This window comes from Saccharopolyspora sp. NPDC045941, assembly GCF_056431445.1.
Window position 1 is genome coordinate 24459 of record NZ_JBWKKU010000020.1, and the last position, 26251, is coordinate 50709.

Annotated in this window: 25 protein-coding genes; 17 read left to right on the forward strand and 8 right to left on the reverse strand. The window is 71.2% G+C overall.

Annotated elements, in window-relative coordinates; all coding sequences use genetic code 11:
* The first annotated feature begins 196 nt into the window (after positions 1-196).
* Positions 197-1276, forward strand: coding sequence for a copper resistance D family protein (locus AC07FN_RS18090; RefSeq protein ID WP_478396651.1), 1080 nt, complete (start codon positions 197-199; stop codon positions 1274-1276).
* Here AC07FN_RS18090 and AC07FN_RS18095 read toward each other — a convergent pair.
* The 3 genes from AC07FN_RS18095 to AC07FN_RS18105 form a co-directional block, all read right to left on the reverse strand.
* Positions 1231-2370: a hypothetical protein gene (locus AC07FN_RS18095; RefSeq protein WP_478396652.1), complete on the reverse strand. Its 1140-nt coding sequence runs from the start codon at positions 2368-2370 to the stop codon at positions 1231-1233. The genes AC07FN_RS18090 and AC07FN_RS18095 overlap by 46 nt on opposite strands.
* 187 nt (positions 2371-2557) lie before the next feature.
* On the reverse strand, positions 2558-3343 hold the full coding sequence (locus tag AC07FN_RS18100; protein ID WP_478396653.1) for a GH25 family lysozyme: 786 nt from the start codon (positions 3341-3343) through the stop codon (positions 2558-2560).
* 197 nt (positions 3344-3540) lie between these two features.
* The gene (locus AC07FN_RS18105) at positions 3541-4041 is read right to left on the reverse strand and encodes a hypothetical protein (RefSeq protein WP_478396654.1); all 501 of its coding nucleotides are present in this window, start codon (positions 4039-4041) and stop codon (positions 3541-3543) included.
* On the opposite strand from AC07FN_RS18105, the gene AC07FN_RS18110 reads away from it, so the two are divergent.
* From AC07FN_RS18110 to AC07FN_RS18120, 3 genes are all read left to right on the forward strand, one after another.
* The gene (locus tag AC07FN_RS18110) at positions 4034-4429 is read left to right on the forward strand and encodes a DUF4232 domain-containing protein (RefSeq protein ID WP_478396655.1); all 396 of its coding nucleotides are present in this window, start codon (positions 4034-4036) and stop codon (positions 4427-4429) included. The two genes, AC07FN_RS18105 and AC07FN_RS18110, sit on opposite strands and share 8 nt — an antisense overlap.
* 127 nt (positions 4430-4556) lie before the next feature.
* Complete coding sequence (locus AC07FN_RS18115; protein ID WP_478396656.1) at positions 4557-5360, forward strand: lysophospholipase; 804 nt, start codon at positions 4557-4559, stop codon at positions 5358-5360.
* Between the two features lie 221 nt (positions 5361-5581).
* Positions 5582-5929, forward strand: coding sequence for a PRC-barrel domain-containing protein (locus tag AC07FN_RS18120; protein ID WP_478396657.1), 348 nt, complete (start codon positions 5582-5584; stop codon positions 5927-5929).
* A gap of 58 nt (positions 5930-5987) precedes the next feature.
* Here the strand turns inward: AC07FN_RS18120 and AC07FN_RS18125 are convergent, their stop codons facing one another.
* On the reverse strand, positions 5988-6842 hold the full coding sequence (locus AC07FN_RS18125; RefSeq protein ID WP_358578218.1) for a polysaccharide deacetylase family protein: 855 nt from the start codon (positions 6840-6842) through the stop codon (positions 5988-5990).
* A 209-nt stretch (positions 6843-7051) separates the two neighbouring features.
* On the opposite strand from AC07FN_RS18125, the gene AC07FN_RS18130 reads away from it, so the two are divergent.
* From AC07FN_RS18130 to AC07FN_RS18150, 5 genes are all read left to right on the forward strand, one after another.
* The gene (locus tag AC07FN_RS18130; RefSeq protein ID WP_478396658.1) at positions 7052-7894 is read left to right on the forward strand and encodes a hypothetical protein; all 843 of its coding nucleotides are present in this window, start codon (positions 7052-7054) and stop codon (positions 7892-7894) included.
* 254 nt (positions 7895-8148) lie between these two features.
* A complete protein-coding gene (locus tag AC07FN_RS18135; protein ID WP_093272057.1) occupies positions 8149-8409 on the forward strand; it encodes a hypothetical protein in 261 nt (86 codons plus the stop codon).
* 126 nt (positions 8410-8535) lie between these two features.
* Positions 8536-8787 (forward strand): hypothetical protein, encoded by a 252-nt coding sequence (locus AC07FN_RS18140; protein WP_478396659.1) that lies wholly within the window; start codon positions 8536-8538, stop codon positions 8785-8787.
* 137 nt (positions 8788-8924) lie between these two features.
* Positions 8925-11750: an FtsK/SpoIIIE domain-containing protein gene (locus AC07FN_RS18145; RefSeq protein ID WP_478396660.1), complete on the forward strand. Its 2826-nt coding sequence runs from the start codon at positions 8925-8927 to the stop codon at positions 11748-11750.
* Complete coding sequence (locus AC07FN_RS18150; protein WP_478396661.1) at positions 11743-12135, forward strand: hypothetical protein; 393 nt, start codon at positions 11743-11745, stop codon at positions 12133-12135. The genes AC07FN_RS18145 and AC07FN_RS18150 overlap by 8 nt, the downstream gene beginning before the upstream one ends.
* A gap of 102 nt (positions 12136-12237) precedes the next feature.
* Here AC07FN_RS18150 and AC07FN_RS18155 read toward each other — a convergent pair whose 3' ends face one another.
* The gene (locus tag AC07FN_RS18155) at positions 12238-12852 is read right to left on the reverse strand and encodes a TetR/AcrR family transcriptional regulator (protein WP_478396662.1); all 615 of its coding nucleotides are present in this window, start codon (positions 12850-12852) and stop codon (positions 12238-12240) included.
* Between the two features lie 67 nt (positions 12853-12919).
* On the opposite strand from AC07FN_RS18155, the gene AC07FN_RS18160 reads away from it, so the two are divergent.
* Positions 12920-14299: an MFS transporter gene (locus AC07FN_RS18160; protein ID WP_478396663.1), complete on the forward strand. Its 1380-nt coding sequence runs from the start codon at positions 12920-12922 to the stop codon at positions 14297-14299.
* 81 nt (positions 14300-14380) lie between these two features.
* Here AC07FN_RS18160 and AC07FN_RS18165 read toward each other — a convergent pair whose 3' ends face one another.
* Complete coding sequence (locus AC07FN_RS18165; RefSeq protein ID WP_478396664.1) at positions 14381-14929, reverse strand: TetR/AcrR family transcriptional regulator; 549 nt, start codon at positions 14927-14929, stop codon at positions 14381-14383.
* Between the two features lie 90 nt (positions 14930-15019).
* Here AC07FN_RS18165 and AC07FN_RS18170 point away from each other — a divergent pair, with 90 nt between their 5' ends.
* The 3 genes from AC07FN_RS18170 to AC07FN_RS18180 all read left to right on the forward strand — a co-directional run bounded on the left by AC07FN_RS18170 (position 15020) and on the right by AC07FN_RS18180 (position 18303).
* Complete coding sequence (locus AC07FN_RS18170) at positions 15020-16195, forward strand: MFS transporter (RefSeq protein ID WP_478396665.1); 1176 nt, start codon at positions 15020-15022, stop codon at positions 16193-16195.
* The gene (locus AC07FN_RS18175; RefSeq protein WP_478396666.1) at positions 16192-17343 is read left to right on the forward strand and encodes an MFS transporter; all 1152 of its coding nucleotides are present in this window, start codon (positions 16192-16194) and stop codon (positions 17341-17343) included. Before AC07FN_RS18170 ends, AC07FN_RS18175 begins: the two co-directional genes overlap by 4 nt.
* 222 nt (positions 17344-17565) lie before the next feature.
* Positions 17566-18303 (forward strand): GNAT family N-acetyltransferase, encoded by a 738-nt coding sequence (locus AC07FN_RS18180; protein ID WP_478396667.1) that lies wholly within the window; start codon positions 17566-17568, stop codon positions 18301-18303.
* Here the strand turns inward: AC07FN_RS18180 and AC07FN_RS18185 are convergent.
* Positions 18284-19927: an FAD-binding oxidoreductase gene (locus tag AC07FN_RS18185; RefSeq protein ID WP_478396738.1), complete on the reverse strand. Its 1644-nt coding sequence runs from the start codon at positions 19925-19927 to the stop codon at positions 18284-18286. The two genes, AC07FN_RS18180 and AC07FN_RS18185, sit on opposite strands and share 20 nt — an antisense overlap.
* Before the next feature lie 16 nt (positions 19928-19943).
* Between AC07FN_RS18185 and AC07FN_RS18190 the strand changes: the two genes are divergently transcribed.
* The 4 genes from AC07FN_RS18190 (at position 19944) to AC07FN_RS18205 (ending at position 24555) form a co-directional block, all read left to right on the forward strand.
* Entirely contained in the window at positions 19944-20600 is a 657-nt protein-coding gene (locus tag AC07FN_RS18190; RefSeq protein ID WP_478396668.1) for a TetR/AcrR family transcriptional regulator, read from the forward strand.
* 111 nt (positions 20601-20711) lie between these two features.
* On the forward strand, positions 20712-22286 hold the full coding sequence (locus AC07FN_RS18195; RefSeq protein ID WP_478396669.1) for a glycerol-3-phosphate dehydrogenase/oxidase: 1575 nt from the start codon (positions 20712-20714) through the stop codon (positions 22284-22286).
* 185 nt (positions 22287-22471) lie between these two features.
* Positions 22472-23383 (forward strand): ABC transporter ATP-binding protein, encoded by a 912-nt coding sequence (locus AC07FN_RS18200; protein ID WP_478396670.1) that lies wholly within the window; start codon positions 22472-22474, stop codon positions 23381-23383.
* Positions 23380-24555 (forward strand): ABC transporter permease, encoded by a 1176-nt coding sequence (locus AC07FN_RS18205; protein WP_478396671.1) that lies wholly within the window; start codon positions 23380-23382, stop codon positions 24553-24555. Before AC07FN_RS18200 ends, AC07FN_RS18205 begins: the two co-directional genes overlap by 4 nt.
* Before the next feature lie 269 nt (positions 24556-24824).
* Here the strand turns inward: AC07FN_RS18205 and AC07FN_RS18210 are convergent, their stop codons facing one another.
* Positions 24825-26129, reverse strand: a complete 1305-nt coding sequence (locus AC07FN_RS18210; protein WP_093272091.1) for a citrate synthase — start codon at positions 26127-26129, stop codon at positions 24825-24827.
* Positions 26130-26251 lie beyond the last annotated feature (122 nt).

The following is a 26251-nucleotide window of genomic DNA, read 5'->3' on the forward strand; positions in this document are numbered from 1 at the left end:
TCGCCAGCAGGGAAATCGGAAACAATGAAGATCAACTAATCGTCTCGGAACCGGTGACGAATGCGACATCACGACAACATCACGCCCCGCAAACCGTTCGCGCACCGAAACAAATCGGTCACGACCCGTGATCAGATTCGGCTCATCCTCGGGACCGAAGGCAGATGTGCGCTCGTCCGGATGAGACGATGCACTCGTGGCTGCCGACTCTGATGTCTCCCAGCACGGCCGGACCGCAAAGCCGGAGCACCCCGCCGACGCCGACGAACGCAACGTGTCCGGTGCCAAGGCAGCCGTGGTGGCCGCATTGCTGGGCGGTGCGCTGCTGACCGCGCTCGCCGCGACGGCCTACACCGCAGTCGGCACCATCCCCGGCCTCCCCGACCCGCCGCCGCTCGTGCACTTCGGTCTGCCCGTCGCCCGGGCCGTGCTCGACATCGCGGCGCTCGGGACCGTCGGCCTGAGCCTGCTGCCGAAGCTGCTGGGCTTCGACCGCCCGAAGCACACCGAGCCGGTCATGGCGCTGGCCCGGCGGGTCACCGTGATCACCTCGCTGATCTGGATGCTCAGCTCCCTGGTCTCGCTGGTCCTGCACGCCGCGGAGCTCAGCCCCGGCCGGCCCGTGACCACCCGGCTGCTGATCGACTACGTCGCGAACGTGCCGGCCGGCCCCGGCCTGCTCGCCAGCGCCGGCGCGGGGCTGGTGTGCGCGGCGCTGGGCCTGCTCGCGGTCCGGTTCGGCGAGAGCGTCCCGGCGGAACTGCGCACCATCATCGCGCTGCTCGGCCTGCTCCCGATCCCGCTGACCGGCCACGCCACGGACTGGCAGTACCACGACTTCAGCATGATCTCGATGGAACTGCACGTGATCGGCGCAGCGATGTGGACCGGCGGCCTGGCCGCGATCGCGCTGTTCGTCGCCCCGCGCCGGGGGCTGCTCGCCGGGGCCCTGCCGCGATTCTCGAAGCTCGCCACCATCGCGATCGTCGTGGTCGGCGCCTCCGGGTTGTTCAACGGCCTGATGGTGCTGATCATCACGCCGACCGTCGGCCTGCCCGGCCTGATCAACACCGGCTACGGCCAGATCATCCTGGCCAAGACCGGCTGCCTGGTGCTGCTGGGCATCGTGGCGTCGCAGATGCGGTTCCGCCTGCTGCCCCGCATCGCGCGCCACCAGCGCGCCGCGTTGATCGGCTGGGCCGCTGCCGAGGTCGGCGTGATGGGTATCGCCTACGGCTTGGGCGTCGTGCTCTCCCGCGCCCCGGTCATCGTCTGACCGCGCGACAGCAGCTGGCGCCCGCGCTCGGTTTCGACCAGGTACGAGATGCCCCACCACACCGCGGCGAACATGACCACCGTGTACAGCACCGACCAGTAGTCGACCGGCGGCGCGGCGATGTAGGTCTGCTGCGCCCGGAGGGCGAGGTACTCCACCGCGGTCACGATCGCCGCCCCGGCGAACGGCCGGATGCGCGGCGCCAGCCGGAACGACAGGTCGATCGCCACCGCCCCGGCGAGCAGGAAGAACGGCACGGTCGAGATCGGGAAGTCGGCCGCCGCCAGCAATCCCCAGGCCACGCAACGGAAAACGAGGTAGCCGGCGGTGATGGTGGTCGCCGTCCAGCGGCGCCCGACCAGCTGCCGGGCCAGCAGCAGCGTGCCCAGCCCGGTCATGACCGCCCAGGTCGGGTAGACCCAGTCCGGCACCGGGAGCGTGAAGGACTTGACGGCGATCCAGTCCAGCGGCCGCCCGAGGTCGTCGGCGGCGAACTGCAGCAGGATGTCCTCGGCGTAGGGCGTGCCGCGCTCCCACGCCGCCAGCCCGAGCACGCCGTATTCCTGGTGCTGGTTGAGGAACAGGAAGTTGTCCAGCACCGTGAACCAGAGGAAGCAGGTGATCGGGTAGTAGTACCGGTCGCCGCCGCCGTAGCGGGCCCAGCCGCGGAGCAGGCCGACGCTCATCAGCCCGGTGCCGAGGTAGAGCAGGGCGTGCGACGGGCTCCACGCGGTGATGTCCAGCCCGTTGATCCGGTGGTTGATCACGTCCAGCGGCGCGGCGACCAGGAAGATGCCCAGCCCCCACTGCATCCAGCGCAGCGTGGCGCGATCGGCGCCGATGCCGGTGTAGGTGTGGAAGACCACCAGTCCGATCACGATCACGGTGCCGACCGTGTTGATCATGTGCGGTGGCGCGAGGTCGTCGCGGAGCCACCGGAAATGCCAGCAGATGTCCCAGGTGGCGCCCGCGATCTTGAGCGCCATCGCGATCACCCACCAGCGATAGAGCGCGATCACGAGTTCCGGGGGAGCCTCCCGACCCGGCTCGCCACGCGTCCAGTGGCTTCGGACCAGCTCAGCTGTACCCGCCATCGCGTTCACCTCCACCTTGCGCGATGTTCACGCGAAAAACGGTAGTCGGTACTGATCGCGAGTGTGCGGCAACGACGTACGCGGCAGTAACGTTTTGAGCAATTCGCCGGAAAAACGCACGCCAGCGGAGCCCCGGACGCCCGTCACGAGGATTCGCCGGGGGCTCCGTCGGGAGCACAGCGCCGTCTCAGCGCGGGATCTTCAGCACCTGGCCGACGTAGATCAGGTCCGGATCGGTGATGCCGTTGACCCGCGCGATCTCCCGCCAGTCGACGCCCAGCTTCTGCCCGATCGCGGAGAGCGTGTCGCCGGGCTGCACGACGTAGGTCTCCGCCGGCGGCGGCGGAGGCGGCGGGGCACCGGCCCCGGTGAGCACCTCCAGCGGGACCAGCGAGACGTTCACGTCGGTGTCGCCGGCGATCCCCGGAACCTTCCCGTCCGAGGCGTGCTGGTGGATGGCGACCCGGTCGGTGAGGTAGCCGGGCTCGCCCGGCGGGCGCCCGTAGTGCGCGACCCACAGGAACACGCCGGGGTCGACCCAGGTCTCCGGCGCGAGCTTGCTCTGGAACCAGGACGTCGAGGCGTAGACCACGATCTCGTGCCGCCCGGTGTGCCCGCGGACCGCGTCGATGAACCCCTTGATCCAGCCGCCGAGGTTCGGCGCGTCGGTCTCCATGTCCAGGCACGGCGGCAGGTTGCCCGCCGCGCTGGAGCTCAGCCGCGCCAGCTGGGCGGCGAAGTCGGCCGCGTCCTGCTGCGGCGAATTCGTGTCCGGCCGGGCGAAGTGGTAGAGCCCGGTGACCATCCCGGCACCGCGGGCGCCGGCCAGCTGGGCGTCCAGCGTCGGGCTCACATATCCGATTCCCTCGGTCGCCTTGATGTACGTGAAGGCATATCCGGCGCCGCGAACCGCCCCCCAGTCTGGTTCCCCCTGATATCGCGCGACGTCAATGCCCGGAATTCGCTCGGCCATGATCAACCCCCTGACTTCGGCCTTTCTGCAGTTGCCAAACTATCGAAGTCGGGCAAAGTGGCAGTCCCGCCGTTCAGGTCAAGATCCCCACCCGATCGGTCGATATCTGCGCGATGCGTAACGGATTAGCGACGCCGTGAATTACCCGAATCGGGTTGCACTTAGCCGTGACAAGACCTATTCGGCGCAGTCGCCCGTCACTCGATCCGCTGGTCGAGGCAGTCGATCGGGGCAACCGGAGCATCCGCCGCGCCGCAGGTCACGAAGTCACCGACGGCGGAAAATCGACCGTGCGGGCAACCTCGCCAACGGCCGGACGTCTTCAGGAACAGCAGAGCAAATACCGACGACCCCGCCCGCGAGGCCGGGGGACGGGAGGTGGTCACCGTGACCCCGAACCGATTGCGGATTTTCGGCTCGCGGACGCTCCAGGCATCCGGGGCCCTGCTGATCGCCGGGCTGATGGCGGGCTGCGGAGCGCACAGCGCGCAAACCGCGCAGACCGGCCAGGTAATCACGGCACCGGAGCAGAACGTCCGGCCGGCACCACCGGCGACGAGCACGGATGCACGACCGGATCCCCAAACTTCCGAGGCCGCCGGGAACGGCCCCGCCACGGGCGGCAGCACGACGCCGGCCTCGTCGCCGGGGCGCGTCCAGCCGAAGAAGGTGGAGCGCTGCCACACCTCGATGCTCACGGGCTCGGTGGAGGGCGCCGAAGCCGGAGCGGGCCAGCGCTACGCCGAGCTGGTGCTGCGCAACTCCAGCAACGAGACCTGCACGCTCTACGGCTACGGCGGGATGCAGCTGGTCGACGCCTCCGGCCAGGCGGTGCCCACCAAGATGGAGCGGACGCCGAACCCCGGCCCGGTCCTGATCACGCTGGCACCCGGTGAGTCGGCCCGCGCGACGCTGCACTGGACGGCCGTTCCGCACGAGGGCGAGCCGATGGACGGCCCCTGCCAGCCGACTCCGGTGCGCGCGCAGGTCATCCCGCCGGACGAGACCGACGCGCTCCCCGTCACCTGGAACGTGGGTCCGGTCTGCGGGTTCGGCAGCATCGACAACAGCGCGTACCACCAGTAACGGCGGCGCGGCTTCGCGCGGAATCGGCGCTCCCGCACCGGGAGCCGGTCGATTTCGCGCGAAATAGCCGTTCGGCGGCGAAGGACCGGGGTTGGCCCGACCGGATGAGGTGTGCTGGGGTGGCGGCATGATCGAGTCAACGGATCGAGTGGTCAGCGGACGGCACGGCGAGCTGGCGGTGCGCGAGTGGTCGGGGACCAAACCCGGCTGGATCGCGCTGGTCGTGCACGGCTACGGCGAGCATTCCGGCCGGTACCAGTGGGTCGCGGAGCAGCTGGTCGGCGCCCGCGCGCTGGTCTACGCCCCGGACCACATCGGGCACGGCCGCTCCCCCGGCGACCGCGTCTACTTCGAGGACGCCGAGACGATCGTTGCCGATCTGGAGGAGCTCCGCAGGCAGGTCACCGCCGAGCACCCGGACCTGCCGGTCGTCCTCATCGGCCACTCCATGGGCGGGATGCTCGCCGCCCGCTACGCGCAGGAGCACCAGGAGCACCTGGCGGCGGTCGTGCTGTCCGCGCCGGTGCTGGGCACCTGGCACGTGCTGGACCTGCTGGAGCACGACGAGATCCCGGAGGCCCCGATCGATCCGGCGATCCTGTCCCGCGACCCCGAGGTCGGCGCGGCGTACATCGCCGATCCGCTGGTCTGGCACGGCCCGTTCAAGCGCGCCACGCTGCAGGCGATCGACGAGTGCCTGCTGGCCATCAACGACGGGCCGACGCTGGACCGGCCGACGCTGTGGGTGCACGGCGAGGACGACGAGCTGGTGCCGGAGGCCGACACCCGCACCGGCATCGACCGGATTCGCGGCGGCGAGTTCCACGAGCACATCTACCCCGGTGGCCGCCACGAGCTGTTCAACGAGACCAACAAGGCCGAGGTGATGAACGACGTCCTCACCTTCATCGGCCGCGAACTGAACTCGTGAGCACTGGCCTCCGCGCGATTTCGCAAGGACGAAGTCAGGGCGCGCGAGTCATGCCCGAAAATGAAGGATCATTAATAGTGGGCGCCAAATAATCTCGATCATTACCTGTTCAGGTGAGGCGTGTCGCTTGCGCAGTTGCAGCTCAAGCTCTCCACGGGCAGCTTGAGGATTGCCGACGGGGGGTCGGCGCCTCTGGGTGGGGCGGAGCGAGCGAGGTGGCCATGAACGTCGAGCGCGCACAGGACCTGATCGGCACTCCGGTGTTCGACCGCAACGGCGACCGCGTCGGCCGGGTCGGGAACGTCTACGTCGACGACGTGACCCACCAGCCGGAGTGGGTCACCGTCCGGATCGGCGTGTTCGGCGTCAAGGAGACCTTCGTGCCGCTGGCCGGCGCGACCACCGAGGAGAACCGCCTCGACCTGCGCGTCTCCAAGGACCGGGTGCGCAACGCCCCGCGCATCGAGGCCGAGCACGGCCACCTCTCCGACCAGGAAGGCCGCGACCTCTACCACTACTACGGCCTGGACCAGGGCGAACAGCCCGCCGAGACCGAGCACCAGCTCTAGGCGGCTGCAGCACCCGCAGGAGGGCCGCCCGCACCGCCACGCGAGGTGAGCCGGGAAACTAGTTCCTGGCGTAGGACTCGGCGATCTCGTCGCTGGTGGTCAGCCACACGCCCTCGTGGCCGGTGATGTACTCCAGCGCCTGGTCCAGGTACTTGGCCCGGAACGGCTGGCCGATGACGAACGGGTGCAGCGCCAGCGACATCACCCGCCCGCTGTCCGCCGACTCGGCGTAGAGCTGGTCGAACTGGTCCTTGACCGCCTGCAGGAAGTCCGGGCCGCTCACCCCGGTGCCCACGAACAGCGTCACGTCGTTGAGCTCGGTCTGGTACGGCACGCTGAGCAGGCCGGGCACGTTCAGCCGGTACGGCTGGTCGTCGTTGCTCCAGTCCAGCACGTACCGCAGGCCGAGTTCCGCGAGCAGCTCCGGCGTGTGGAACGTTTCGGTCAGCCCCGGCCCCATCCACCCGCGCGGGCGGGTGCCGGTCGCGGCCTCGATGGTGTCCACCACGTCCCGCAGGTAGGCGCGCTCCTCGTCGACCGGCATGTCCGCCTGCAGGATCGAGTTGTTCTTGCCGTGCGCCAACCAGGCCCAGTCGCGCTGCTTGCCCGCGTCGATGATCTGCGGGTTGTGCTCGGTGACGTCGGAGTTCAGCAGCACGCTGGGGCGGATGCCGTGCCGGTCGAAGATGTCCACCAGCCGCCAGATGCCGACCCGGGGGCCATAGTCCCGCCAGCCGTAGTTCAGCGGGTCGGGCGCGAGGTCCCTGGTCCCGGCGAAGATGCTGGTGGACGGCCGGTCGATCTCGTAGTGCTCGACGTTGAGGCCCACGTAGAACGCCAGCCGGGCGCCGTCCGGCCACCGCAGCGGGGCGCGGTCGACGATCGGGCTGTAGTCGAAGAGCTGGTTGTGCACTGCCGCCTCCTGATCGGGCTGCCCGCGACGGGTTTTCCCTGCTGTCGCGGTGTTTTCCGGGTGTTGCGGCCATGCTCCAACCGTCACACCAGTGTGAGGGTCAAACGGGTCGGCTGTGTCGTCGGACACAAGCCGTCCGCCCGCGCGTCGCGACTTCACCTGATCATCCGTTCGACGTTCCGGTTCAGTGCGCGAGAATGCTTCTCGCGATGGCTGAGAACACCGAGCTCGAATTGCTGATCACCGTTGTCGTCGCGGCCGACGACGAGACCGCCGCCCGCGCCGCCTGCCGCGGCCTGGTGCGGCGGATCGACGGCCGGATCGTGGCGTCCGGAGACTGCTCCGACGAGGAGCCCGGCTGCTGGTCGGTCACGATCAGCCGGGCCAGCGAGGAAACCGCGCAGCACGTGGCCGGATTGTCCCGCGCGGTGCGCAACTTCCTGCGCGAGCTCGGGCCCGACTACGCCAGGCACCGGGTGGCCTGCGAGCCGCCGACGGCGTGGACGGTGGTGGAGCACCCGGAGCTGGTGGGCGATCTGGTCGCCGGCGGCGAGCGACTGCTGGTCGAGGCGTGGTCCGGCGGGTCGATCCTGTTCGGCAGGTCCGGCCCCGGCGACCCGGACGAACCGCCGGCGGAGGTGCCGGAGAGCATCGGCGACCTGGACGAACGCGGCAACCCCCGCCCGCGGCTGCGGCTGCTCGTGGACGTGGTCACCGAGCGGCGGGCGGGCGCGGAGTGGCCGGCGCGTGCGGTGGCCAGCCGCCTGTCGCACACGGCCGTGATCACCGAGTACGCGGTGGATCCGCCACTGGTCCGGGTCGCGATGGACCTCGGGCCGGCGCTCGGCGACCTGCCGGAGATCGTGCTCGGCGCGATTTCGTCCCTCGGCGGCAACGGCTGGTCGCGGCTGCGCGTCGACGAACACCGCGCCACCGCCCGGTGGTCGGCGGCGCCGACGCCGCCGTCCGGCGTCGCGGCGATCGAGGTGTCCGCCGTCGAGGCCGAAGCCGGCGAACCACACTCCACAGTGGGCACCCCGGACCGCGGCTGACCGGCGATCGGCCGCAATTTCAATGGAAATCGAAGGTCCGATTTCCATTGAAATTGCGGGCGCACCGGAGGGCCGAACGGGCAAAAGGTGCATTTCGGGAGGCGTTCTGCCGGCCGGGGGATCAATTTCCCTGGTCGTCACGCACCGCGATCGCGTCGTGATCATCCGCACCCACCTGCCTGCGCCGTCGCCGCCACCGGGCGCTAACTTGTGGACCGATACAGCGTTGTGCACCACGGAGGTCCAGAGTCCAGATGGCGGGCGTCGAAGAAGTTCGCGCGGGAATTGCCTTGGCAAATCAGAAGATGCAGGAAAGCATCGCCGCCCTGCAACAGGGCAACCTCGCGCTCGAAGAGGCGCAATCGGCCCTTGTCACCGCCACCCAGGGCAGCTCCCAGGAGGAGATGCAGCACGCGCACGGCTCGCTCGCCGAGGTGATGCAGGTGATCAGCGGCGTGCAGGCGCAGATCAGCGCCACGATCAACGCCACCGAGGGCTACGCGGGCCGCCTCTAGGTTCCGGCCGCTCGGCGGGGACGGCGGTTTCGCGCGGAACCGCCGTCCCCCACGGGTACCGGGCGACGATTTCGCCGCGCAACGACTGAAGTTCAACCCGACCTCGTAGACAGGCTCTGTGGCACCGTGTCGACACTCGACGAACTGATCCAGACGCTGCGCCTCGTGGAGGAACACCTGGCGGACGCGGGCGCCCACCTCAGCACCGGCCGGACCGCGCTGGCCGAGGCGGAGCAGGCGCTGGCGAAGCTCGACCCGGAACACCCGGAGACGGTGGTGCCGCCGAGCCTGCACCGCGCAGATGACCAGATCGAGCGATCCCAGGGGATGATCGAGCACGTCCTCAACACGGTGCGCGACTTCGCCACCCGGTTGTAGGACGCGGCGGTGTTCTCGGCTTTCGGCGCTCAACCGAGCCACATTCGCCCTCGTGCATGGGTGTACCAGGGGCCTGCCCGGCTCCTCGTCGAGTGGTATTTTGATCACGGTCTGTAACACGGGTTCCGAGGTGGGGCGTGGGTAAACGCAACGAGCGGCGGAGTCGGATCGAAGCGGCCTTCGAGCGCCTGCGAACCAGCATCGCCTCCGCGCTCGGCGCCGCCGAGCAGGAGCACGACCGCGTCCTCGCCGAATGCTCGCAGCAGGAGTTCGCGCTGCGCATCGCCCAGGTCGGGGTGGCCGCGGCGGAACGCGAACCGGCGGAGATCGCCGACCCCGAGAACCCGGTCTTCCAGGCCGCGATGCGGGAGGCGCTGCGCGAGCGGGCGGAGATCTACGCCGAGTGGAGCGAGCAGGGCCCGGACCAGCTCGGCGGGCTCGTCGCGGAGGCGGCTCCCGGCGCCGCGGGGCTTCCGTGGCCGGAATGGCTCGGCGAGGTCGGCACCCAGGACGCCGCCGATCCGCCGCCCGAGCTGTGGCGGATCGGCACCGCGACCGTCCCGGATTCGCCCGATCCGCAACCGTTCCCGGCCGCCGTCCCGCTGCTGGACGAGTCGCACCTGCGGATCGTCACCGATGGCAATCCGGAATCCGCCGAAGCCCTGGTGCAGAACCTGCTGCTGCGGCTGCTCAGCCGGTTCCAGCCCGGGCTGGTGCGAATCCACGTCTGGGACGTCGCGCAGCTGACCGGAACGCTGCCCGGGCTCTACCCGCTGACCCGCGCGGGCCTGCTGACGGCGCACGATCCGACCCGGCTCGACGAGATGCTCGAAGCGCTCTCCGACCACATCCGGCGGATCCACACCAGTTCGCTGGTGGGCGGCCACACCTCGCTGCGCTCGCTGGCCGCGGAAAGCGGGCACCGCTCGGAGCCCTGGCGGGTCGCGGTGCTGTTCGGCAACGGCGAGGCGCTGCGCGAGGAGCAGCAGCAACAACTGCAGCGGATCGCGCGAAACGGCCTGGCCTGCGGCATCCAGCTGATCGTCGTGGACCTCTCGCTGACCGTGAACAGCGCGATCGAGTCCATCCGGCTGCTCGGCGGCGACCGGGCGCGCACCAGCATGACCGGGCCGGAAGCCGTTGTGCAGCTGGACGAATCGCCGTCGCGCAACGAGGTCACCAAGGCGTGCTCGGCGATCGCGGAGGCGTTCCTCGCCCGGCGGGCGCGGGTGCGGACCTTCGACGACCTGGTGCCGGAGCAGCTGTGGACGCAGCGCTCGACGGCCGGGCTGCACGCGCCGGTCGGGTTCAACGAGGGCGAACCGGTGTGGATCACGCTCGGCGACGGCAGCCCGCACACCCTGATCGGCGGCCCCAGCGGATCGGGCAAGACGAACTTCCTCTACGGCATGCTCGGCGGGCTCGCGGCCCGCTACTCGCCGGACGAGCTGGAGCTCTACCTGCTGGACTTCAAGGAAGGCGTGTCGTTCGCCCAGTTCACCCCGGGCCGCCGCGACCCGAGCTGGCTGCCGCACGCGCAGCTGGTCGGGGTGAACGTCAACACCGACCGCGAGTTCGGGCTGGCGCTGCTGCGCTTCCTGGCCGACGAGATGCGGCGGCGCGCGGAGTCCGCCAAGGAGCACGAGGTCACCAAGCTGGAGGAGCTGCGTGCCGAGGACCCGAACGGCCGGTGGCCGCGGATCGTCGCGGTGATCGACGAGTTCCAGTACCTCTTCGCCGAGCGCGACCCGGTCACCGCGCAGGCCGCCGCGCTGCTGGAAGACGTCGCGCGGCGCGGGCGGTCGCAGGGCATCCACCTGGTGCTGGCCAGCCAGGACGTGTCCGGGATCGAGGCGTTCTGGGGCAAGCCGGCGATCTTCGAGCAGTTCATCCTGCGGATCGCGCTGCCCAAGGCGCGGCGGGTGCTGGCCGACCAGAACAACGCCGCGCTGGAGTTGCCGCGCTGGCACGCGGTCGTCAACCACGAGTCGGGCGTCAAGCACGGCAACGAGATCGCGCGCATCCCGGACGCCACCGCGAAGAACACCTTCGATGCGCTGCAGCAGGATCTGTGGAAGCGGCGCGACGAGAACGCCCCGCCGCCGCGCTTGTTCGACGGCTCGAACCTGCCAGCGCTGTCCACACTGGACGATTACGCGAAGCTGCGGGCGCCGGTGGCGGTGCCGAAGGTCCTGCTCGGGCAGATCATCGACGTCAACGGCACGGCCGCCGCGGTCCGGCTCGTGCGCTCGCCGGGACGCAACATCGCGGTGATCGGCTCGGTGCTGGCGGATGCGACCAGCGTGCTCGGCACGGCGACGCTTTCCCTGGCGCGACAATACGTTCCGGGCAGCATCAAGTTCACCATCGCGACCCTGCTCGACGACGTCGACGACGACGCGCGCGGCGTCGCCGAGGCGTTGCGCATCGACGGTCATGACGTCGAGCTGGTCGGCCTGGACGGCATCGAGGCCGCGCTGGCCGCCACCGCCGAGACGATCGACCAGCGATCCGGCGCCGACGTGCCGCACGTCCTGGTGCTCTACGCCGCCGACGCGGCGCACACCACGCTGGAGCGCAAGGACCCGACCACCCGCGTCAGCGGGCTCGACCACCTCCGGAAGATCCTCAAGCAGGGTCCCGAATTGCGGGTGCACGTGATCGGCTGGTGGCGCAGCGCGCAGCGCGTGAAGAACACCCTCGGCATGGGCCCGGTCGACGACATCGGCGCCTGGGTCGCCTTCGACGTGCACGGCCAGGAGCTGGCGGCGTTCGCGGCCGGGCAGGTGGTCAACTGGTCGCCGCGGGCGCGGCGCGGCCTGTTCTTCGACCGCGCGGTGCACTCCCGGCCCGAGGTGATCCTGCCCTTCGACCTCGGCGACCAGGCGAAGCCGGTGCCGGCGGTCCCGGCGCCGCGAGCGGCGGACGAGCGGTGCGAGATCCGGGAGGAAGCCGGTGACTGAGCAGATTCCGGCCGCGGAGCGGTACAGGGAGATCACCGCGCGGGCCACCACGGCCGCGCAGCAGCTGCGCAAGCACGAGCGCGAGCGGGCCGGCGAGCTCGGCGAGGCGGTCGCGGCGGGGAAGCAGCGCCGGGAGGCCGCCGACGAGCAGCGCGAGAAGGTGCTCGACGACGTGCGCAAGCGGTGGAACGCCGCGATGGAAGCGCTGTGGAACGAGCGGTGGATGCGGGTCACGCGCATGCCCGACCCGGACCGCACGGCCAAACCGTCCACACCGGACGATTCCCGTCGCGATGTCCAGCAGGCCTACATGGCGTTCTACAACGCGCTCGAGAAGCCCCGCTTCGCCGCGAGCCTCCGCCCCCGCCGCAAGAAGGATTCCTGACCAGGGCACGAACGACCGTTCCGCCCGGCTGGACCCGTGCACGTTTTTGGTCGCCATAGCAACACAACACGCACACGGTCCTTGACCTGCAGGAACGATAAGTCAGGACTCACCTGGGGCGGCGAAGAGCTCGTCGATGTGGCAGCGCAGCACGGCCTCGGCGTCCAGGCCGGTGCGCTGGCCGACGAGCACTGCCGTGCCCAGCCCGTGGTTCAGCGCGATCAAGCGAGCCGCTTCCACGGACGCGTCGCGATCTCGCGACAGCTCGCCATCGGCCTGGGCCCTGCGCAGCGCGCCGGCGAGCTGTTCTTCGAGGTGGTTCAGTCCCGCGACGAAGGGCTGGTCGGCGAGCTCCGGATCGGTCATCGCCAGCACCGCATAGGAGGCGCCGACGAGGTGGAAGGCCCGGCTCACCTCGTCGGTCGGTAGCGCCTCGGCGAGGAACGCTTCGACGAAGGCGCGACCCGACGGCGGGCTCGGCATCCGCTCCAGCCGCGCCGCCCACCGCTCCTGGCTCTGCCGTTCCAGGTGGCGCAGGGCGTCGTGCATCAGCTGGGCCTTGGTCTGGAAGTAGTACTGCACCAGCCGCAGCGATACACCGGCTTCGGCGGCCACCGAACGCATCGTCACCGCGTGCAGACCCTCGCGCGCGGCCACCCGCACCAGGCCATCGGCAATCTGCGCCTGCCGCTGGTCGTGGTCGACGGTCTTCGGCAATGCGGCTCCCTCCGTTGTGATACAAGTGTATCTGATACAGCCGTATCATCAACGGTGGAGGGCTCCATTGCGACAGGGACGAGCCGGCGGCGCGGTGCTCGCGCTGGCCTGCGCGGCGCAGCTGATGGTCGTGCTCGACGTCTCGGTGATCAACGTCGCGCTCCCGTCGATCCAGGCCGAGCTGGGCTTCACCCCGGAATCCCTGCAGTGGGTGGCGAACGGCTACCTGCTGACCTTCGGCGGCTTCCTGCTGCTGGGCGGGCGATTGGCCGATCTGCACGGCAGGCGGCGGATCTTCCTGGCCGGCCTCGCGGCGTTCTCCGCGGCGAGCCTGGTGGGCGGCTTGGCCACCGGCCCCGCCGCGCTGATCGCCGCGCGCGCCGCGCAAGGACTCGGCGCGGCGGTGCTCGCTCCCGCGACCCTCAGCATGGTGACGACGGCGTTCACCGAAGGTCCACAACGGACACGCGCGCTGGCGACCTGGACCGCGGTCAGCGTGGCGGGCGGCGCCGCGGGCAATCTCGTCGGCGGTGCCCTCACCGAGTTCCTGTCCTGGCGGGCCACCTTGCTGATCAACGTGCCGATCGGCGCGCTGGCGCTGGTCTCCGCGGCCCGCGTGCTGGCCGCCGACCGCCCTCCCGCGGCGCGCGGGACCCGCCTGGACCTGCCCGGTTCGGTCCTCGCCACGGCGGGCCTCACCTGCCTGACCTACGGCGTCACGAACGTCCCGCTCGGTTGGACCGCCCCGCAGACCCTGGTGCCGCTCGCCGCCGGGGGCGCCGCGCTGGCGCTCTTCGCGGTGGTCGAAAGCCGATTCGCGGCCTCACCGCTGGTGCCGCCGCGGCTGTTCCAGAACCGCTCGATCGCCGTGGGCAACGCGGTTATGTTGCTGGTAGGAGCGTGTTTCCAGGCGCCGATGTGGTACTTCCTCACGCTCTACATGCAGGACGTGCTGCACTACACCGCCCTGCAAACGGGCCTCGGCTTCCTGCCGCACACCCTCGTGACCATCGTGGCCGGGCGGCTCCTCACGCCCTGGCTGATGCGCCACGCCAGCGGACGCACCTTGATCGTCGCCGGCGCGCTGATCGCCGCGGCCGGGTTCGCGTGGCAGAGCCGCATCGACGCGGACGGCGGATACCTGGCCGGGATCCTCGGCCCGGCGATCGTCCTCTCCTTCGGCGGCGGCCTGCTGAACACGCCGCTCACGACCACGGTCACCGCCGGAGCGGACGCCACCGAGGCCGGTGCCGCCGCGGGCCTGATGAACACCACCAAGCAGATCGGCGGCGCATTCGGACTTGCCGCGTTGATCTCCATCTCCGGCACCCAGGATCCGCAGGCACCGGTGGACTACGCCACGGCATTCCTGGCCAGTGCGGGAATTCTCGTTGCGGCCGGTGTCGCGGCGGCGGCGCTACCGGTGCGCCGCGACGGCCACCGCTGAACGACGCCGAGCCCGGCCCACAAGGGCGAACTTGGCGTTTTCGCGCGAGAACGACGACATCCCGGCACGTCGCGGGCCGGATCAGGTGGCGGCTTCCAGCAGAGACGCGGCAATCGCCTTGGCGCGTTTGGCCGGTTCCGCCGTTCGTTCGCGCAGGGCCGTGACGTTGGCCCCGTCGATCAGCAGCATCAGCTGTTCGGCCAGCTGCCGGTGGCCGCGGTAACCCGCCTCCACCAGGAGGCCGTCCAGGTAGTCGGTGACCTCTTCCTTGTGCTCCGCAGCGACGCGGTGCGCCGCGCTGTCCGGGTCCGCCATCTCGACCATCGTGTTGATCGAGGCGCAGCCGCGGAAGTCCGGCGCCGCGAAGCGCTCCGCGAAGGAGTCGAAAACCGCCAGCGGCCCGCCGCCGCGGTTGGCGACGTCGGCCTTCAGCCGCTCCAGCACGCCGTCGGCGTAGCCGCGCAGCATGGTCACGACCAGGTCGTCCTTGCTGTCGAAGTGCCGGTAGAACGAGGCGCGGCCGACTCCCGAGGCGGCGACCAGCCGTTCCACCCCGACCGCCCGGATGCCCTCGGTGTAGAAGAGCTGCTCCGCGGCCTCCACGAGACGTTCTCGAGCGCGCGTTGCCATGCCGCCACGATATCCGAGCTTGCACCAAAACGGAAACGATCGGTACCGTTCGCCAAATGGAAACGATCGGTACCGTTTTGGGGAGCCCCCTTGACCAAGACCGCTGAACCCACCACCGGCCGCGTCCCGCTCCGGGTGGCGGTGCTGGCGCTGGGCACGTTCGCCGTGGGCACGGACGCCTTCGTCGTCGCCGGTGTCCTGCCGGAGATCTCGGCGGACCTGCAGGTGAGCATCGCCGAGGCCGGGCAGCTGGTGACCGTCTTCGCGATCGCCTACGCCGTGCTCTCGCCGGTCATGGCGACGCTGACCGGCAACTGGCCCCGCCGCCGCGTCCTGCTCACCGCGCTCGCCGTCTTCGCGGTCGGCAACGTCGCCACCGCGCTCGCCCCGACCTACGGCGCGGTGCTCACGACCCGCGTCCTCGCCGCCGCCGGCGCCTCGATGTTCACGCCGATCGCCGGGGCGACCGCCGCCGCGCTCGCTCCGGAGGACCAGCGCGCACGCGCGATCTCCCTGGTAACACTGGGACTCACCACGTCGACCGCGCTCGGCGTGCCGATCGGCACGCTGCTCGGGACGGTCGCGACCTGGCGCGGCACGATGTGGCTGGTCGCCGGGCTCGGCATCGCCGCCGGGATCGGCATCGCGCTGCTCCTGCCGCCGGTTCCGACGCCGCCCGCCGCGAGCCTGCGCGAACGGCTTTCGCCCCTGGGCGACGGGAAGGTCGTCGCGATCCTGCTGACCACCGTCGCCGTGTTCATCGGGATCTTCGTGGTCAACACGTACGTCAGCGTGGTCGTCGGCGCCGCGACCGGCGGCAGCGGCACGCTGCTGGCGGTGCTGCTGTTCCTGTCCGGCTGCGCCGGAACCGTCGGGAACCTGGTGGCCGGCGGCTGGACCGACCGGATCGGGCCGCGTCGGGTGATCGCCGCCGCGCTGGTGATCAGCGCGCTCAACTTCGCGGTGATGCCCTGGTCCGCCGCCACCTTCGCCGGCGCGGTCATCGCGCTCGTGGTCTTCGGGCTCACCTCGTGGAGCATCACGGTGCCGCAGCAGCACCGGCTGATCGCGGCGGCACCGGCTTCGGCGCCCTTCGTCATCTCGCTCAACGCCTCCGGCGGGTACCTCGGGACGTCGCTGGCCGGCGTCATCGGCGCCGCCGCCCTGCCGCTCTCCCTCGCCGCGCTGCCCTGGGTCTCGGCGGCTTTCGTCGTCGCGGGCCTGGCGATGTCCGAGTACGCGAACCGGGTCGGAGCCCGCCCATGACATCCACAGTGGACACCCCGATCCGCTGGGCCGTGCCGGTGCTCGGGTTCGGCACCTTCGCGGTCGGCACCTGCGAGTTCGTGCTCGCGGGCGTGCTTCCACAGCTCAGCGACACCCTCCGGGTCTCGATGAGCACGGCGGGCCAGGTGGTGACCGCCTTCGCGCTGACCTGCGCGCTGGTCGCGCCGGTGCTCGTCGCCGCGACCGCGGGCTGGCGACGACGCCGAGTCCTGCTGCTCGCGGTGGCGGTCTACCTGATCGGGAACATCGCCACGGCGGTCGCGCCGTCGTTCCCGCTGGTGGTCGCTGCGCAGGTGGTCGCGGCCGCGGGGGCGGGCCTGTTCGTGCCGACGGCGGCGGTCACGGCGTCCGCGCTGGTGCCCGAAGACCGGCGAGGCCGCGCCATCGCCGCCGTGACAACGGGTTTCACCGCCGCGACCGCGTTCGGCGCGCCGCTGGGCACCGCCCTGGGCGCCGTGTCCGGCTGGCGGATGACGATGTGGTTCGTCGCCGGGCTGGCGGTGCTGGGCCTGCTGGGCGTGCTCCGGCTGGTGCCCGCCGACGTGGCGGCGCCGACGCCCGAGTCGCTGCGCGCGCGGTTCGCGCCGCTGGCCGACCGGCGGGTGCTGGTGGTGCTGGCGACGACGCTCGTCGGCTTCACCGCCGTGTACCTGCCGTACACCTACATCGCCGCCGTGTTCGCGCCGGCCACCGCGGGGAGCGGAATCCGCCTGGCGGTGCTGATGTTCCTGCTCGGGGTGATCGGCACGATCGGCAACTTCGGGGCAGGCGCACTGGCCGACCGGATCGGCGGGCGGAAGGTCGTCGCGCTCGCCCTGGCCTGGCTGGTGGTCAGCCTGCTCGTGCTGCCGCTGACCACCGGGAGGTTCGGCCTGGCGACGGCGGAGATCGTGTTCTTCGGCATCGCGGCCTTCGCGATCACGACGCCGCAGCAGCACCGGCTGATCACGCTGTCGCCGGGCTCGGCATCGGTGCTGGTGTCGCTCAACGCCGCGATCCTCTACCTGGCCATCGCGGCGTCCGGCATCATCGGCGCGATCGGGATCGAGTGGGTGGGCGCTCAGCACCTGGGCTTCATCGCCGCGGCCCTCGCCGCGGTGGCGCTGCTCCTGTCCCTCCGCGACTGAGCGTTCCGCGGGACACCGCTTGAACGTTCGGTCGGTCATGGGGTCGTGAGTGCTTTGGTGCGCCAGAGCGATCCAAAGCACTCACGAGCGTTCCTGGCCGGCGTCATGTTCCTTCGGCGCTTCACCTGGTCATTGGCCGTGAGTGCGTTGGGGTGCCACAACACCCCAAAGCACTCACGGCCCCGTGCCTGCGGCCGGGCGCTCGCGAGGGACGATCGGGGCATGCAGGAGCTGTTATCCGCCGACGCCGTCGCCGAAGCCACCGATGATCTGCTGGTCCGGTGGGGCGCGCAGGCGTTGACGCCGGAGTACCCGCACGAAGCCGGGGCCGCGTGGCAGCACGGCCGCGCCGTGGCCGTCTACGCGCCGAAGCTGTGCCGGCACGACCGCGTGCTGTTCAGCGGCCCGGCCGACGACGCGGCGGAGCTCCTCGCGCGGGTCATGGCGGAGGCGCGCAGCGACCGGCTCCGGCCGCTCGCCGACGCCGAACTCGCTGGGCCCGTCGCGGAGCGCCTCGGGCTGGACGTGCGCGCGACCTTCGGGTGGATGCACCTCGCCACCGAGCCGCCGAGCGCCCCGACCGCGGGCGTCGAGTGGCTCACCGGCGCCGAGGAAGACGCGATCACCAGCCTGCTGCGCAAGGCGAACCCGACGTCGTACCTGTTCCCCGACGATCCCGGGGCCCGCCGCTGGGCCGGGATCCGCGGCGCGGACGGCACACTGCTCGCCGTCGGCGCCGACTCCTGGCCCGCGCCCCGGCTCCGCCTGATCTCCGGCGTCACCACCCACCCCGACCACCGCGGCGCCGGCTTGGCCACGACGCTCTGCGCGTTCCTGACCGCGGAGCTCGCCCGCGACGGCGGCGTGGCGCTGATGGTCGACGCGGGCAACGAGCCCGCGATCCGGGTGTACCGCGGGCTCGGCTACCGCTACCGCGCGATCACCGCGCTGTCCGGATGAGCTTGCCCGGGTTGAGGATTCCCGTGGGGTCGACGGCCTTCTTCGCCGCCGCGAGGACCGCGCCGCCGACGTCGCCGATCTCCGCTTCGAGCCACGGCAGGTGGTCGGCGCCGACCGCGTGGTGGTGGGTGATCGTGCCGCGGCCCGCGATGGCGTCGGAAGCGGCCATCTTCGCCCGCTGCCACTGGCCGAGCGGGTCGTCGGCGTCGCGGGCCGCCAGCACCGTGAAGTACAGCGAGGCGCCGGTCTCGTAGGCGTGCGAGACGTGGCACATCACGATCGGCGACTCGCCGTTGACCTGCAGGCTCCGCACCAGCGCCGTCCGCACCGCGGAGCGCAGTTCGCTGAGATCGGTCCAGTGCGTGGCGGTCTCCAGCGTCTCCACGCACACCCCGCGATCCAGCAGCGCGTCGCGTTGCCGCGGCCCCGAGAACCGGTGCGACCGCCAGGCTTCGCCGACCGGGCGGCCCAACCGGACCGTGTGGATTCCGTGCAGCGCGCGCAGGGTCGCCGACCGGCGCTGCTTCAGCTCGCCGCGCGAGGCCGCGTCCCAGCCGAGCACCAGCAGGCAGGGCTGCCGGATTCCCCTGCCGCGCAAGTAGGTCTTCAGGGACCGGGCCTTGAGCGCGCCGGAGAGCTCCAGCTGCACGTCGGTTTCGTCCACATCGGACAGCCGGGTGACATCCGCCAGCGCGCGCCCCTGCGCCAGCGCCCGCACCGCGTCGACGCCGGACTGCCAGCCGTCGACCACGAACGCCTCGTAGCGGCTCCGGGCGGGCGCGGGCCGGACGCGCAGCGCCACCTCGGTGATCACGCCGAGCGCACCCTCGCTGCCGACCGCGAGTTGCCGCAGGTCGGGGCCCGCCGCCGACGCCGGGGACACCCCGAGCCGCCACTCGCCGACCGGTGTCGCGAGCCGGACGCCCTCGACCATGTCCTCGAAGCGGCCGTAACCGGCGGAGGCCTGCCCCGCCGACCGGGTCGCGGCGAAGCCGCCGATGGTGGCCCGCTCGTAGGACTGGGGGAAGTGGCCGAGCGTGAAACCGTGCGCGGCCAGCAGGGATTCGGCTTCCGCCGCGCGCATCCCGGCCTGCACCACGGCGATCCGCGAGCCCGGGTCGAGCGAGACCAGCCGGTCGAGCCGGGCCAGGTCCAGCGCGACGACCGCGGTCTTGCCGCCGCGCAGAGCGTCGACGCCGCCGACCACCGAGGTGCCGCCGCCGAACGGGACGACGGCGATGTCGTGCCGGACGCAGATCTCCAGGACGCCCTGCACCAGATCCGGGTCCGTGGGCAGCAGCACCGCGTCGGGCACCGCGAGCCTGCTGCCGCCGCGGCGGCGCATCAGGTCCGTGTACGACATCCCGCCGGCGCGGCCGAGCCGTTCAGCTGGGTCAGTCAGCACCTGCTGCTCGCCGATCAGGGTCGCGAGCTCGGCGCGCGCCGCTTCCGGCAGGTCGCTCTCGGCAACCTCCAGCAGCGAGACGGGAACCGCCGGCGTGGCGGTCTCGACCAGGCCGGTTCGCTGGCGCAACCAGCGCAGCGCGTGTGGTGACAACGGCGCAGCGGACGCCCCCGATGGGGTCCAGCTGCCGCGGAGGGTGTGTTCGATCAGGCCGTTCACCAGTACAGTGTTACACATGACGTCGCAATGTCACAGCACGCGAGGTGACAGCACCCCGCCGGCGCCCGCCCGCCCGGCCCGCCAGGCGGCCAACCGGGTCGGCGATGCCGAACTGCTGAAAGCCGCCCGGGAGTGCGTGCTGGCCAACGGCGTCCGGCGCACCACGCTGACGGAGATCGCGCGGCGCGCCGGGGTCAGCCGGATGACGCTGTACCGGCGGTTCCCCGACGTCGACAGCCTGGTCACCGCGCTGGTGACGGTGGAGTTCGGCGAGATCCTGCAGCTGGCCAGCGCCGAGCAGGAGACCGGCAACGGCCGGCAGCTCCTGGTCGCGGGGACGGTCCGCGGCATCCGGCTGCTGCAAGCGGCGCCGCTGCTGCAGCGGGTGCTGGAGACCGACGCCGAACTCCTGCTGCCCTACCTGGTCGAGCGGCTCGGCAGCACCCAGCTCGCCGCCGAGGGGTTCATCCGCGAGTACCTCGTGCGGGGCCACGAGGACGGCTCGATCCGCCGCGCCGATCCGGCCGTGCAGGCGCGTGCCCTGCTGCTGCTCGTGCAGTCGTTCGTCATCTCCGCCCGCCCGGCCTCCGGCGACGTCGACCCGGCGGCCCTGACCACCGAACTGGCCCACCTCCTCGACGGCGCCCTCGGCCCGGAGCCCACCGATGCCTGACCGCCCCGGTTTTCGGCAGTTTCAATTGAAACTGCGCCGGACCCGTCGACTGATCGCAGTTTCAACTGAAACTGCGGCCCCCGGAACCCCACCGACCCGCCCGGAGGTCCGATGATCACCACCCCGCTGCCCGCCGGTTCGCTGCGCGCCACCTCGCTGAACGCCGCGCGCCGCGCCGCCGACCTGTCCGCAGTCGCCGAAGACGAGGTGGACCTGCTGGTGGTCGGCGGCGGCGTGACCGGCGCCGGAACGGCCCTGGACGCGGCCGCGCGCGGGCTCTCGGTCGCCCTGGTGGAGGCCGAGGACCTCGCCTGGGGAACGTCCCGCTGGTCCAGCAAGCTCGTGCACGGCGGCCTGCGCTACCTGGCGCACGGCGACATCGCGCTGGCGCGTGAATGCGCCGTCGAGCGCAACGTGCTGATGACGCGAACCGCGCCGCACCTCGTGCGGACGCTCCCGCAGCTCATCCCGCTACACGGCAGCGTGTCGCGCCGCTCCGAGCTGGTGCTCGCCGCCGGGCTGCACGCCGGCGACGCGCTGCGCCGCACGGCTCGCACCCCGTCCGACGTGCTCCCTCCGCCCCGGCGGATTCCCGCCGCGGAGGCGCTCGCGCTCATTCCGGGCCTGCGCTCCGCCGACCTGCGCGGCGGCCTGCTCGGCTTCGACGGCCAGCTCGTCGACGATGCGCGCCTGGTCGTCGCGCTGGCGCGCACCGCGGCCGGTTTCGGCGCCCGCATCCTGACCCGCGTGCGCGTGCGCGAGCTCGACGGCCGCGGCGCCGACGCGGTGGATCAGCAGACCGGCGAATCGCTGCGGATCCGGGCCCGTTCGGTGGTGAACGCGGCCGGGGTGTGGGCCGGCGAGCTCGCGCCGGACGTCGAGCTGCGGCCGTCGCGCGGGTCGCACCTGCTGGTCGACGCGGAGGCCGCCGGGATCGCCGGGACCGCGCTGGTCGCGCCGATCCCGGGCGAGTCGGGCCGGTTCCTGCTGCTCCTGCCGCAGCCCGACGGCCGCGCCCTGCTCGGGCTGACCGACGAGCCGGTGCCCGGGCCGATCCCGTCCGTTCCCGAGGTTCCGCAGTCCGATGTGGACTTCCTGCTCGCGGGCGTGCGCGACGCGCTGGGGCAGCCGTTGGAGCGCAAGCACGTCCTCGGTTCGTTCGCCGGGCTCCGGCCGCTGCTGGCGCAGCCGGGCGGCAAGGGGTCGGCGGACCTGTCGCGCCGGCACGCGGTGCTGACCTCGCCGGACGGCGTGGTGACCGTGGTCGGCGGGAAGCTCACCACCTACCGGAAGATGGCCGCCGAGGCGGTCGATGCGGCGGTGCGCACCGGTGGGCTGCCCGCCGGACCGTCGCGCACCGCGGCCGTGGCGCTGGTCGGCGCCGCACCGCGGCGGCACCTGACCGATGTCGAGGCGGCGGCTCGGCTGATCGCGAAGTACGGCACCGAGGCCGCGCGCGTCGCCGCGTTGGCCGAATTCGACCCGGATCTCGCGGAGCCGATCGCGCCGGGCCTGCGGCTCACGGCCGCCGAGGTGCTCTGGGCGATCCGCCACGAAGGCGCGCTCGACGCGGCGGACGTCCTGGACCGGCGCAGCCGGGTCGGGCTGAACCCGGTGGAACGCGAGTCGGCCCTCCCGGCGGTAGAAGCTCTCGTCGAACGCGCGCTGCACGGCGTTTCGGGCTGAGCACGGGCGGAAATTCCGTCTGATCAAGGGCTGTGCGTCTTTTGCGTTGCTGTAGCAGCGCAAAAGACGCACGGACCAGAGCGCTCGAAGTCCGGGCCGCCCGGGCGATTCAGCCTCGCGCCGCCTCCCGACAAACGCAAATATCCTGCATATTCGCCCGGCGAGCACCAATCGAGGGAGACGGGATGCCTGATCGCGAACTGGAGATCGACCGGATCTCCAAGCGCTACGGGGACGTCGTCGCACTGCGGGAGATGACGTTCTCCGTCCGCGCGGGCGAGATGTTCGGGTTCGTCGGCAGCAACGGCGCCGGCAAGACCACCACGATGCGCATCGCGCTCGGCGTGCTGGCCGCCGACTCCGGCGAGGTGCGTTGGAACGGCGCGCCGCTGGACCTGCAAGCCCGCCGCCGGATCGGCTACATGCCGGAGGAACGCGGTCTCTACCCCAAGATGAAGGTGGCCGAGCAGCTCGCCTACCTCGCCGAACTGCACGGTCTGTCCACTGCGGACGCTCGTGACGCCGCCGAGCGGTGGACCGAACGGCTCGGACTCGCCGCCCGCCGCGGCGAAGAGGTGCAGAAGCTCAGCCTGGGCAACCAGCAGCGGGTGCAGCTGGCCGCCGCGCTGGCGCACAACCCGGAGGTGCTGATCCTCGACGAGCCGTTCTCCGGGCTCGACCCGGTCGCGGTGGACGTGATGAGCGAGGTGCTGCGAGGGAAGTGCGCTTCCGGGGTGCCGGTGGTGTTCTCCAGCCACCAGCTCGACCTGGTGCAGCGGCTGTGCGACCGGGTCGGCATCGTCCGCAGTGGACAGATGGTGGCCTGCGGCACCGTCTCCGAACTCCGCGACCAAGGACCGGCCACGCTGGTCGTCGACGCCCCCGACGCCCAGCCCGGCTGGGCCGCCGACGTGCCCGGCGCCGAGGTCGTCCAAGTCGACGGCAGCCGGACCACGCTGCGGCTCGCCGACGACGCGGACGACCAGGCGGTGCTCAAGGCCGCGCTGGCCACCGGCCCGGTCCGCGAGTTCAGCCGGCACCGGCCCGCGCTCACCGAACTGTTCCGCAACGTCGTCTCCGAGGAGCCCGCCGCATGAGCCCCGTCTGGCTGGTCGCCCGCCGGGAGATCCGCACCCGGGTGCGGACCCGCGCCTTCATCGCCGGCACCGCCGCCACCATCCTGATCATGGGCGGCTACGCGGCGCTCATGATGTTCATCGGCCACCAGGCCGGCACGACGAAGGTCGGCGTCACCGCGCAGGCGGCGGCCGTCGGTGCGCCGCTGCAGGCCGCCAGCACGGCCTTCGGCAAGTCCTTCGAGATCAGCACCGTCGAGGAGGCCGCGGGCGAGCGGCAGGTGCGCGACGGCGACCTGGAAGCGCTGATCACCGGCACGCCGGACGCGCCGCGGCTGGTCGTCAAGCGGAGCCCGGACAGCGCACTCCGGGGCGCGCTGGACGCGGTCGTGCAGCAGCAGGCGCTGAACGCCGAGCTCGCCCGCGCCGGGCTGGATCCGGCCGGGGTCCGCGCCGCGACCGAGAGCGCGCACGTGTCCGTGACCAGCCTGGAGACCGAGGACCCGCACCTCGGCGAGCGGCTCGGCCTGGCCATCGCGGCAGGCGTCGTGCTCTACATGTTCCTGATCATCGGCGGCCAGATGGTCGCGCAGGGCGTCGTGGAGGAGAAGTCCAGCCGGGTCGTCGAGCTGCTGCTGTCCACGATCAAGCCGACCCAGCTGCTCGCCGGGAAGGTGATCGGCATCGGCCTGACGAACCTGCTGCAGCTGGTGATCATCGCCGCCGCGGGCCTGATCGCGTCCGGGGTCGGGGGCGTGCTGACGCTGCCGTCCGCGGCGCTGGCGGGCACCCTCGGCTGGGGACTGGCCTGGTTCCTGCTCGGCTTCTTCACCTACGCGACGGTCCTCGCCGCGGCGTCCTCGCTGGTGTCCCGCCAGGAGGACCTGCAGAACGTGATCAGCCCGGTGATCATGGTGCTGGTCGTGCCGTTCGTCATCGGCGTCTCGATGCTGCCGAGCTCGCCGGACAGCACGCTCGCCGCGGTGCTCTCGCTGGTGCCGGGCTTCTCGCCGACGCTGATGCCGATGCGCATCGCCCTCGGTGTCGCAGCCCCGTGGGAGATCGTCCTGTCGGTCGTCCTGAGCCTCGCGGCCATCGCGGTGCTCCTCCGCCTCGGCGGCCGCATCTACAGCAACGCGGTGCTGCACACCGGAGCCCGCGTGAAGCTCCGCGACGCCCTCCGCACCGCCTGAAACCGCAATTTCAATGGAAATCGAAGGTCCGATTTCCATTGAAATTGCGGAAGTTGTCCACCGGGACCCGAAGTTGTCCACAGGTTGCGGCGTGTCGGGGCTCGACACGCCGTTGCTGTCCCGCAATTTCCATTGAAATTGCGCCGGGACCGCCCGGAGCCGAGCCGACCCCGGACACGGATCGGCCCCGGGGACCGGCCGAGTAGGCCGGTGTCCGGGGCCGCACGTGGGTCGGTCGCGTCGGCGGCCGACTGGATTCAGGTTTCGATTCAGCGCTGGTCGATCGACTGGTAGGCACGCTCCGGCGAACCGGTGTACACCTGCCGCGGACGGCTGATCTTGCGGGCCGGGTCCTCCAGCATCTCCCGCCAGTGCGCGATCCAGCCGGGCAGCCGGCCGAGCGCGAACAGCACGGTGAAGTACTTCGTCGGGAAGCCCATCGCCTTGTAGATCAAGCCGGTGTAGAAGTCGACGTTCGGGTAGAGCTTGCGCTCGACGAAGTAGTCGTCGGCGAGCGCCTTCTCCTCGAGCTTCAGGGCGATGTCCAGCAGCGGGTCGTTGGCCCCGAGCTTGCCGAGCACCTCGTCGGCGGTCTTCTTGATGATCGCCGCGCGCGGGTCGTAGTTCTTGTAGACCCGGTGCCCGAAGCCCATCAGCCGGACGCCGGGCTCCTTGTTCTTGACCCGGTTGACGAACGAGTCGACGTCACCGCCGTTGGCCTGGATGCCCTCCAGCATCTCCAGCACCGCGCTGTTCGCGCCGCCGTGCAGCGGGCCGAACAGGGCGTTGATGCCGGCCGAGATGCTGGCGAACAGGTTGGTCTCGGCGGAGCCGACCATCCGGACCGTCGACGTGGAGCAGTTCTGCTCGTGGTCGGCGTGCAGGATGAACAGCAGGTCGAGGGCGCGGGTCAGCACCGGGTCGACCTCGTAGGGCTCGGCGGGGAAACCGAAGGTCATCCGGAGGAAGTTCTCCACCAGGCCCAGCGAGTTGTCCGGGTACAGGAACGGCTGGCCGACCGACTTCTTGTAGGCGTAGGCCGCGATCGTGGGCAGCTTCGCCAGCAGGCGGACGGTGGACAGCTCCACCTGGTCCTTGTCGAACGGGTTGAGGCTGTCCTGGTAGAAGGTGGACAGCGCGGAGACCGCGGAGGACAGCACCGGCATCGGGTGCGCGTCCCGCGGGAAGCCGTCGAAGAACTGCTTGAGGTCTTCGTGCAGCAGGGTGTGCCGCCGGATCCGCTCGGCGAACTCGTCGTACTGCTGCTGGGTCGGCAGCTCACCGTAGATCAGCAGGTAGCTGACCTCGATGAAGTTCGACTTCGCCGCGAGCTCTTCGATCGGGTAGCCGCGGTAGCGGAGGATGCCGGCGTCACCGTCGATGTAGGTGATGTCGGAGAGGCAGGCCGCCGTATTGACGAAGCCCGGATCCAACGTCACCAAACCGGTCTGAGCCAGCAGCTTGCCGAGATCCACCCCGGGGGCGCCCTCGGTCGGCTGCTTCACCTGCATTTCGTGCTCGCCGGCGTCATAGCGCAGCGCGACGGTACGTTTGGCGGTCACGTCGTCGGGCATTCGGGAACCTCTCGCGCTCGTCGGGGTGCGTGTCGAGGCGACCGCGGTTGCCCAGCCAAGCGGCAGGGCTGCGATGTCGCCCGCGCGCCGGTCGGGGTGTCCGAACCGCCGCAGCACCACCC

What these genes read in the sequence shown, in the direction of transcription:
- AC07FN_RS18095 (WP_478396652.1), bottom strand. Translation starts at nt 2,370, where the DNA reads ATGGCGGGTACAGCTGAGCTGGTCCGAAGCCACTGGACGCGTGGCGAG.
- AC07FN_RS18100 (WP_478396653.1), bottom strand. Translation starts at nt 3,343, where the DNA reads ATGGCCGAGCGAATTCCGGGCATTGACGTCGCGCGATATCAGGGGGAA.
- AC07FN_RS18110 (WP_478396655.1), top strand. Translation starts at nt 4,034, where the DNA reads ATGCTCACGGGCTCGGTGGAGGGCGCCGAAGCCGGAGCGGGCCAGCGC.
- AC07FN_RS18115 (WP_478396656.1), top strand. Translation starts at nt 4,557, where the DNA reads ATGATCGAGTCAACGGATCGAGTGGTCAGCGGACGGCACGGCGAGCTG.
- AC07FN_RS18120 (WP_478396657.1), top strand. Translation starts at nt 5,582, where the DNA reads ATGAACGTCGAGCGCGCACAGGACCTGATCGGCACTCCGGTGTTCGAC.
- AC07FN_RS18130 (WP_478396658.1), top strand. Translation starts at nt 7,052, where the DNA reads ATGGCTGAGAACACCGAGCTCGAATTGCTGATCACCGTTGTCGTCGCG.
- AC07FN_RS18135 (WP_093272057.1), top strand. Translation starts at nt 8,149, where the DNA reads ATGGCGGGCGTCGAAGAAGTTCGCGCGGGAATTGCCTTGGCAAATCAG.
- AC07FN_RS18165 (WP_478396664.1), bottom strand. Translation starts at nt 14,929, where the DNA reads ATGGCAACGCGCGCTCGAGAACGTCTCGTGGAGGCCGCGGAGCAGCTC.
- AC07FN_RS18175 (WP_478396666.1), top strand. Translation starts at nt 16,192, where the DNA reads ATGACATCCACAGTGGACACCCCGATCCGCTGGGCCGTGCCGGTGCTC.
- AC07FN_RS18180 (WP_478396667.1), top strand. Translation starts at nt 17,566, where the DNA reads ATGCAGGAGCTGTTATCCGCCGACGCCGTCGCCGAAGCCACCGATGAT.
- AC07FN_RS18190 (WP_478396668.1), top strand. Translation starts at nt 19,944, where the DNA reads ATGACGTCGCAATGTCACAGCACGCGAGGTGACAGCACCCCGCCGGCG.
- AC07FN_RS18195 (WP_478396669.1), top strand. Translation starts at nt 20,712, where the DNA reads ATGATCACCACCCCGCTGCCCGCCGGTTCGCTGCGCGCCACCTCGCTG.
- AC07FN_RS18200 (WP_478396670.1), top strand. Translation starts at nt 22,472, where the DNA reads ATGCCTGATCGCGAACTGGAGATCGACCGGATCTCCAAGCGCTACGGG.
- AC07FN_RS18205 (WP_478396671.1), top strand. Translation starts at nt 23,380, where the DNA reads ATGAGCCCCGTCTGGCTGGTCGCCCGCCGGGAGATCCGCACCCGGGTG.
- AC07FN_RS18210 (WP_093272091.1), bottom strand. Translation starts at nt 26,129, where the DNA reads ATGCCCGACGACGTGACCGCCAAACGTACCGTCGCGCTGCGCTATGAC.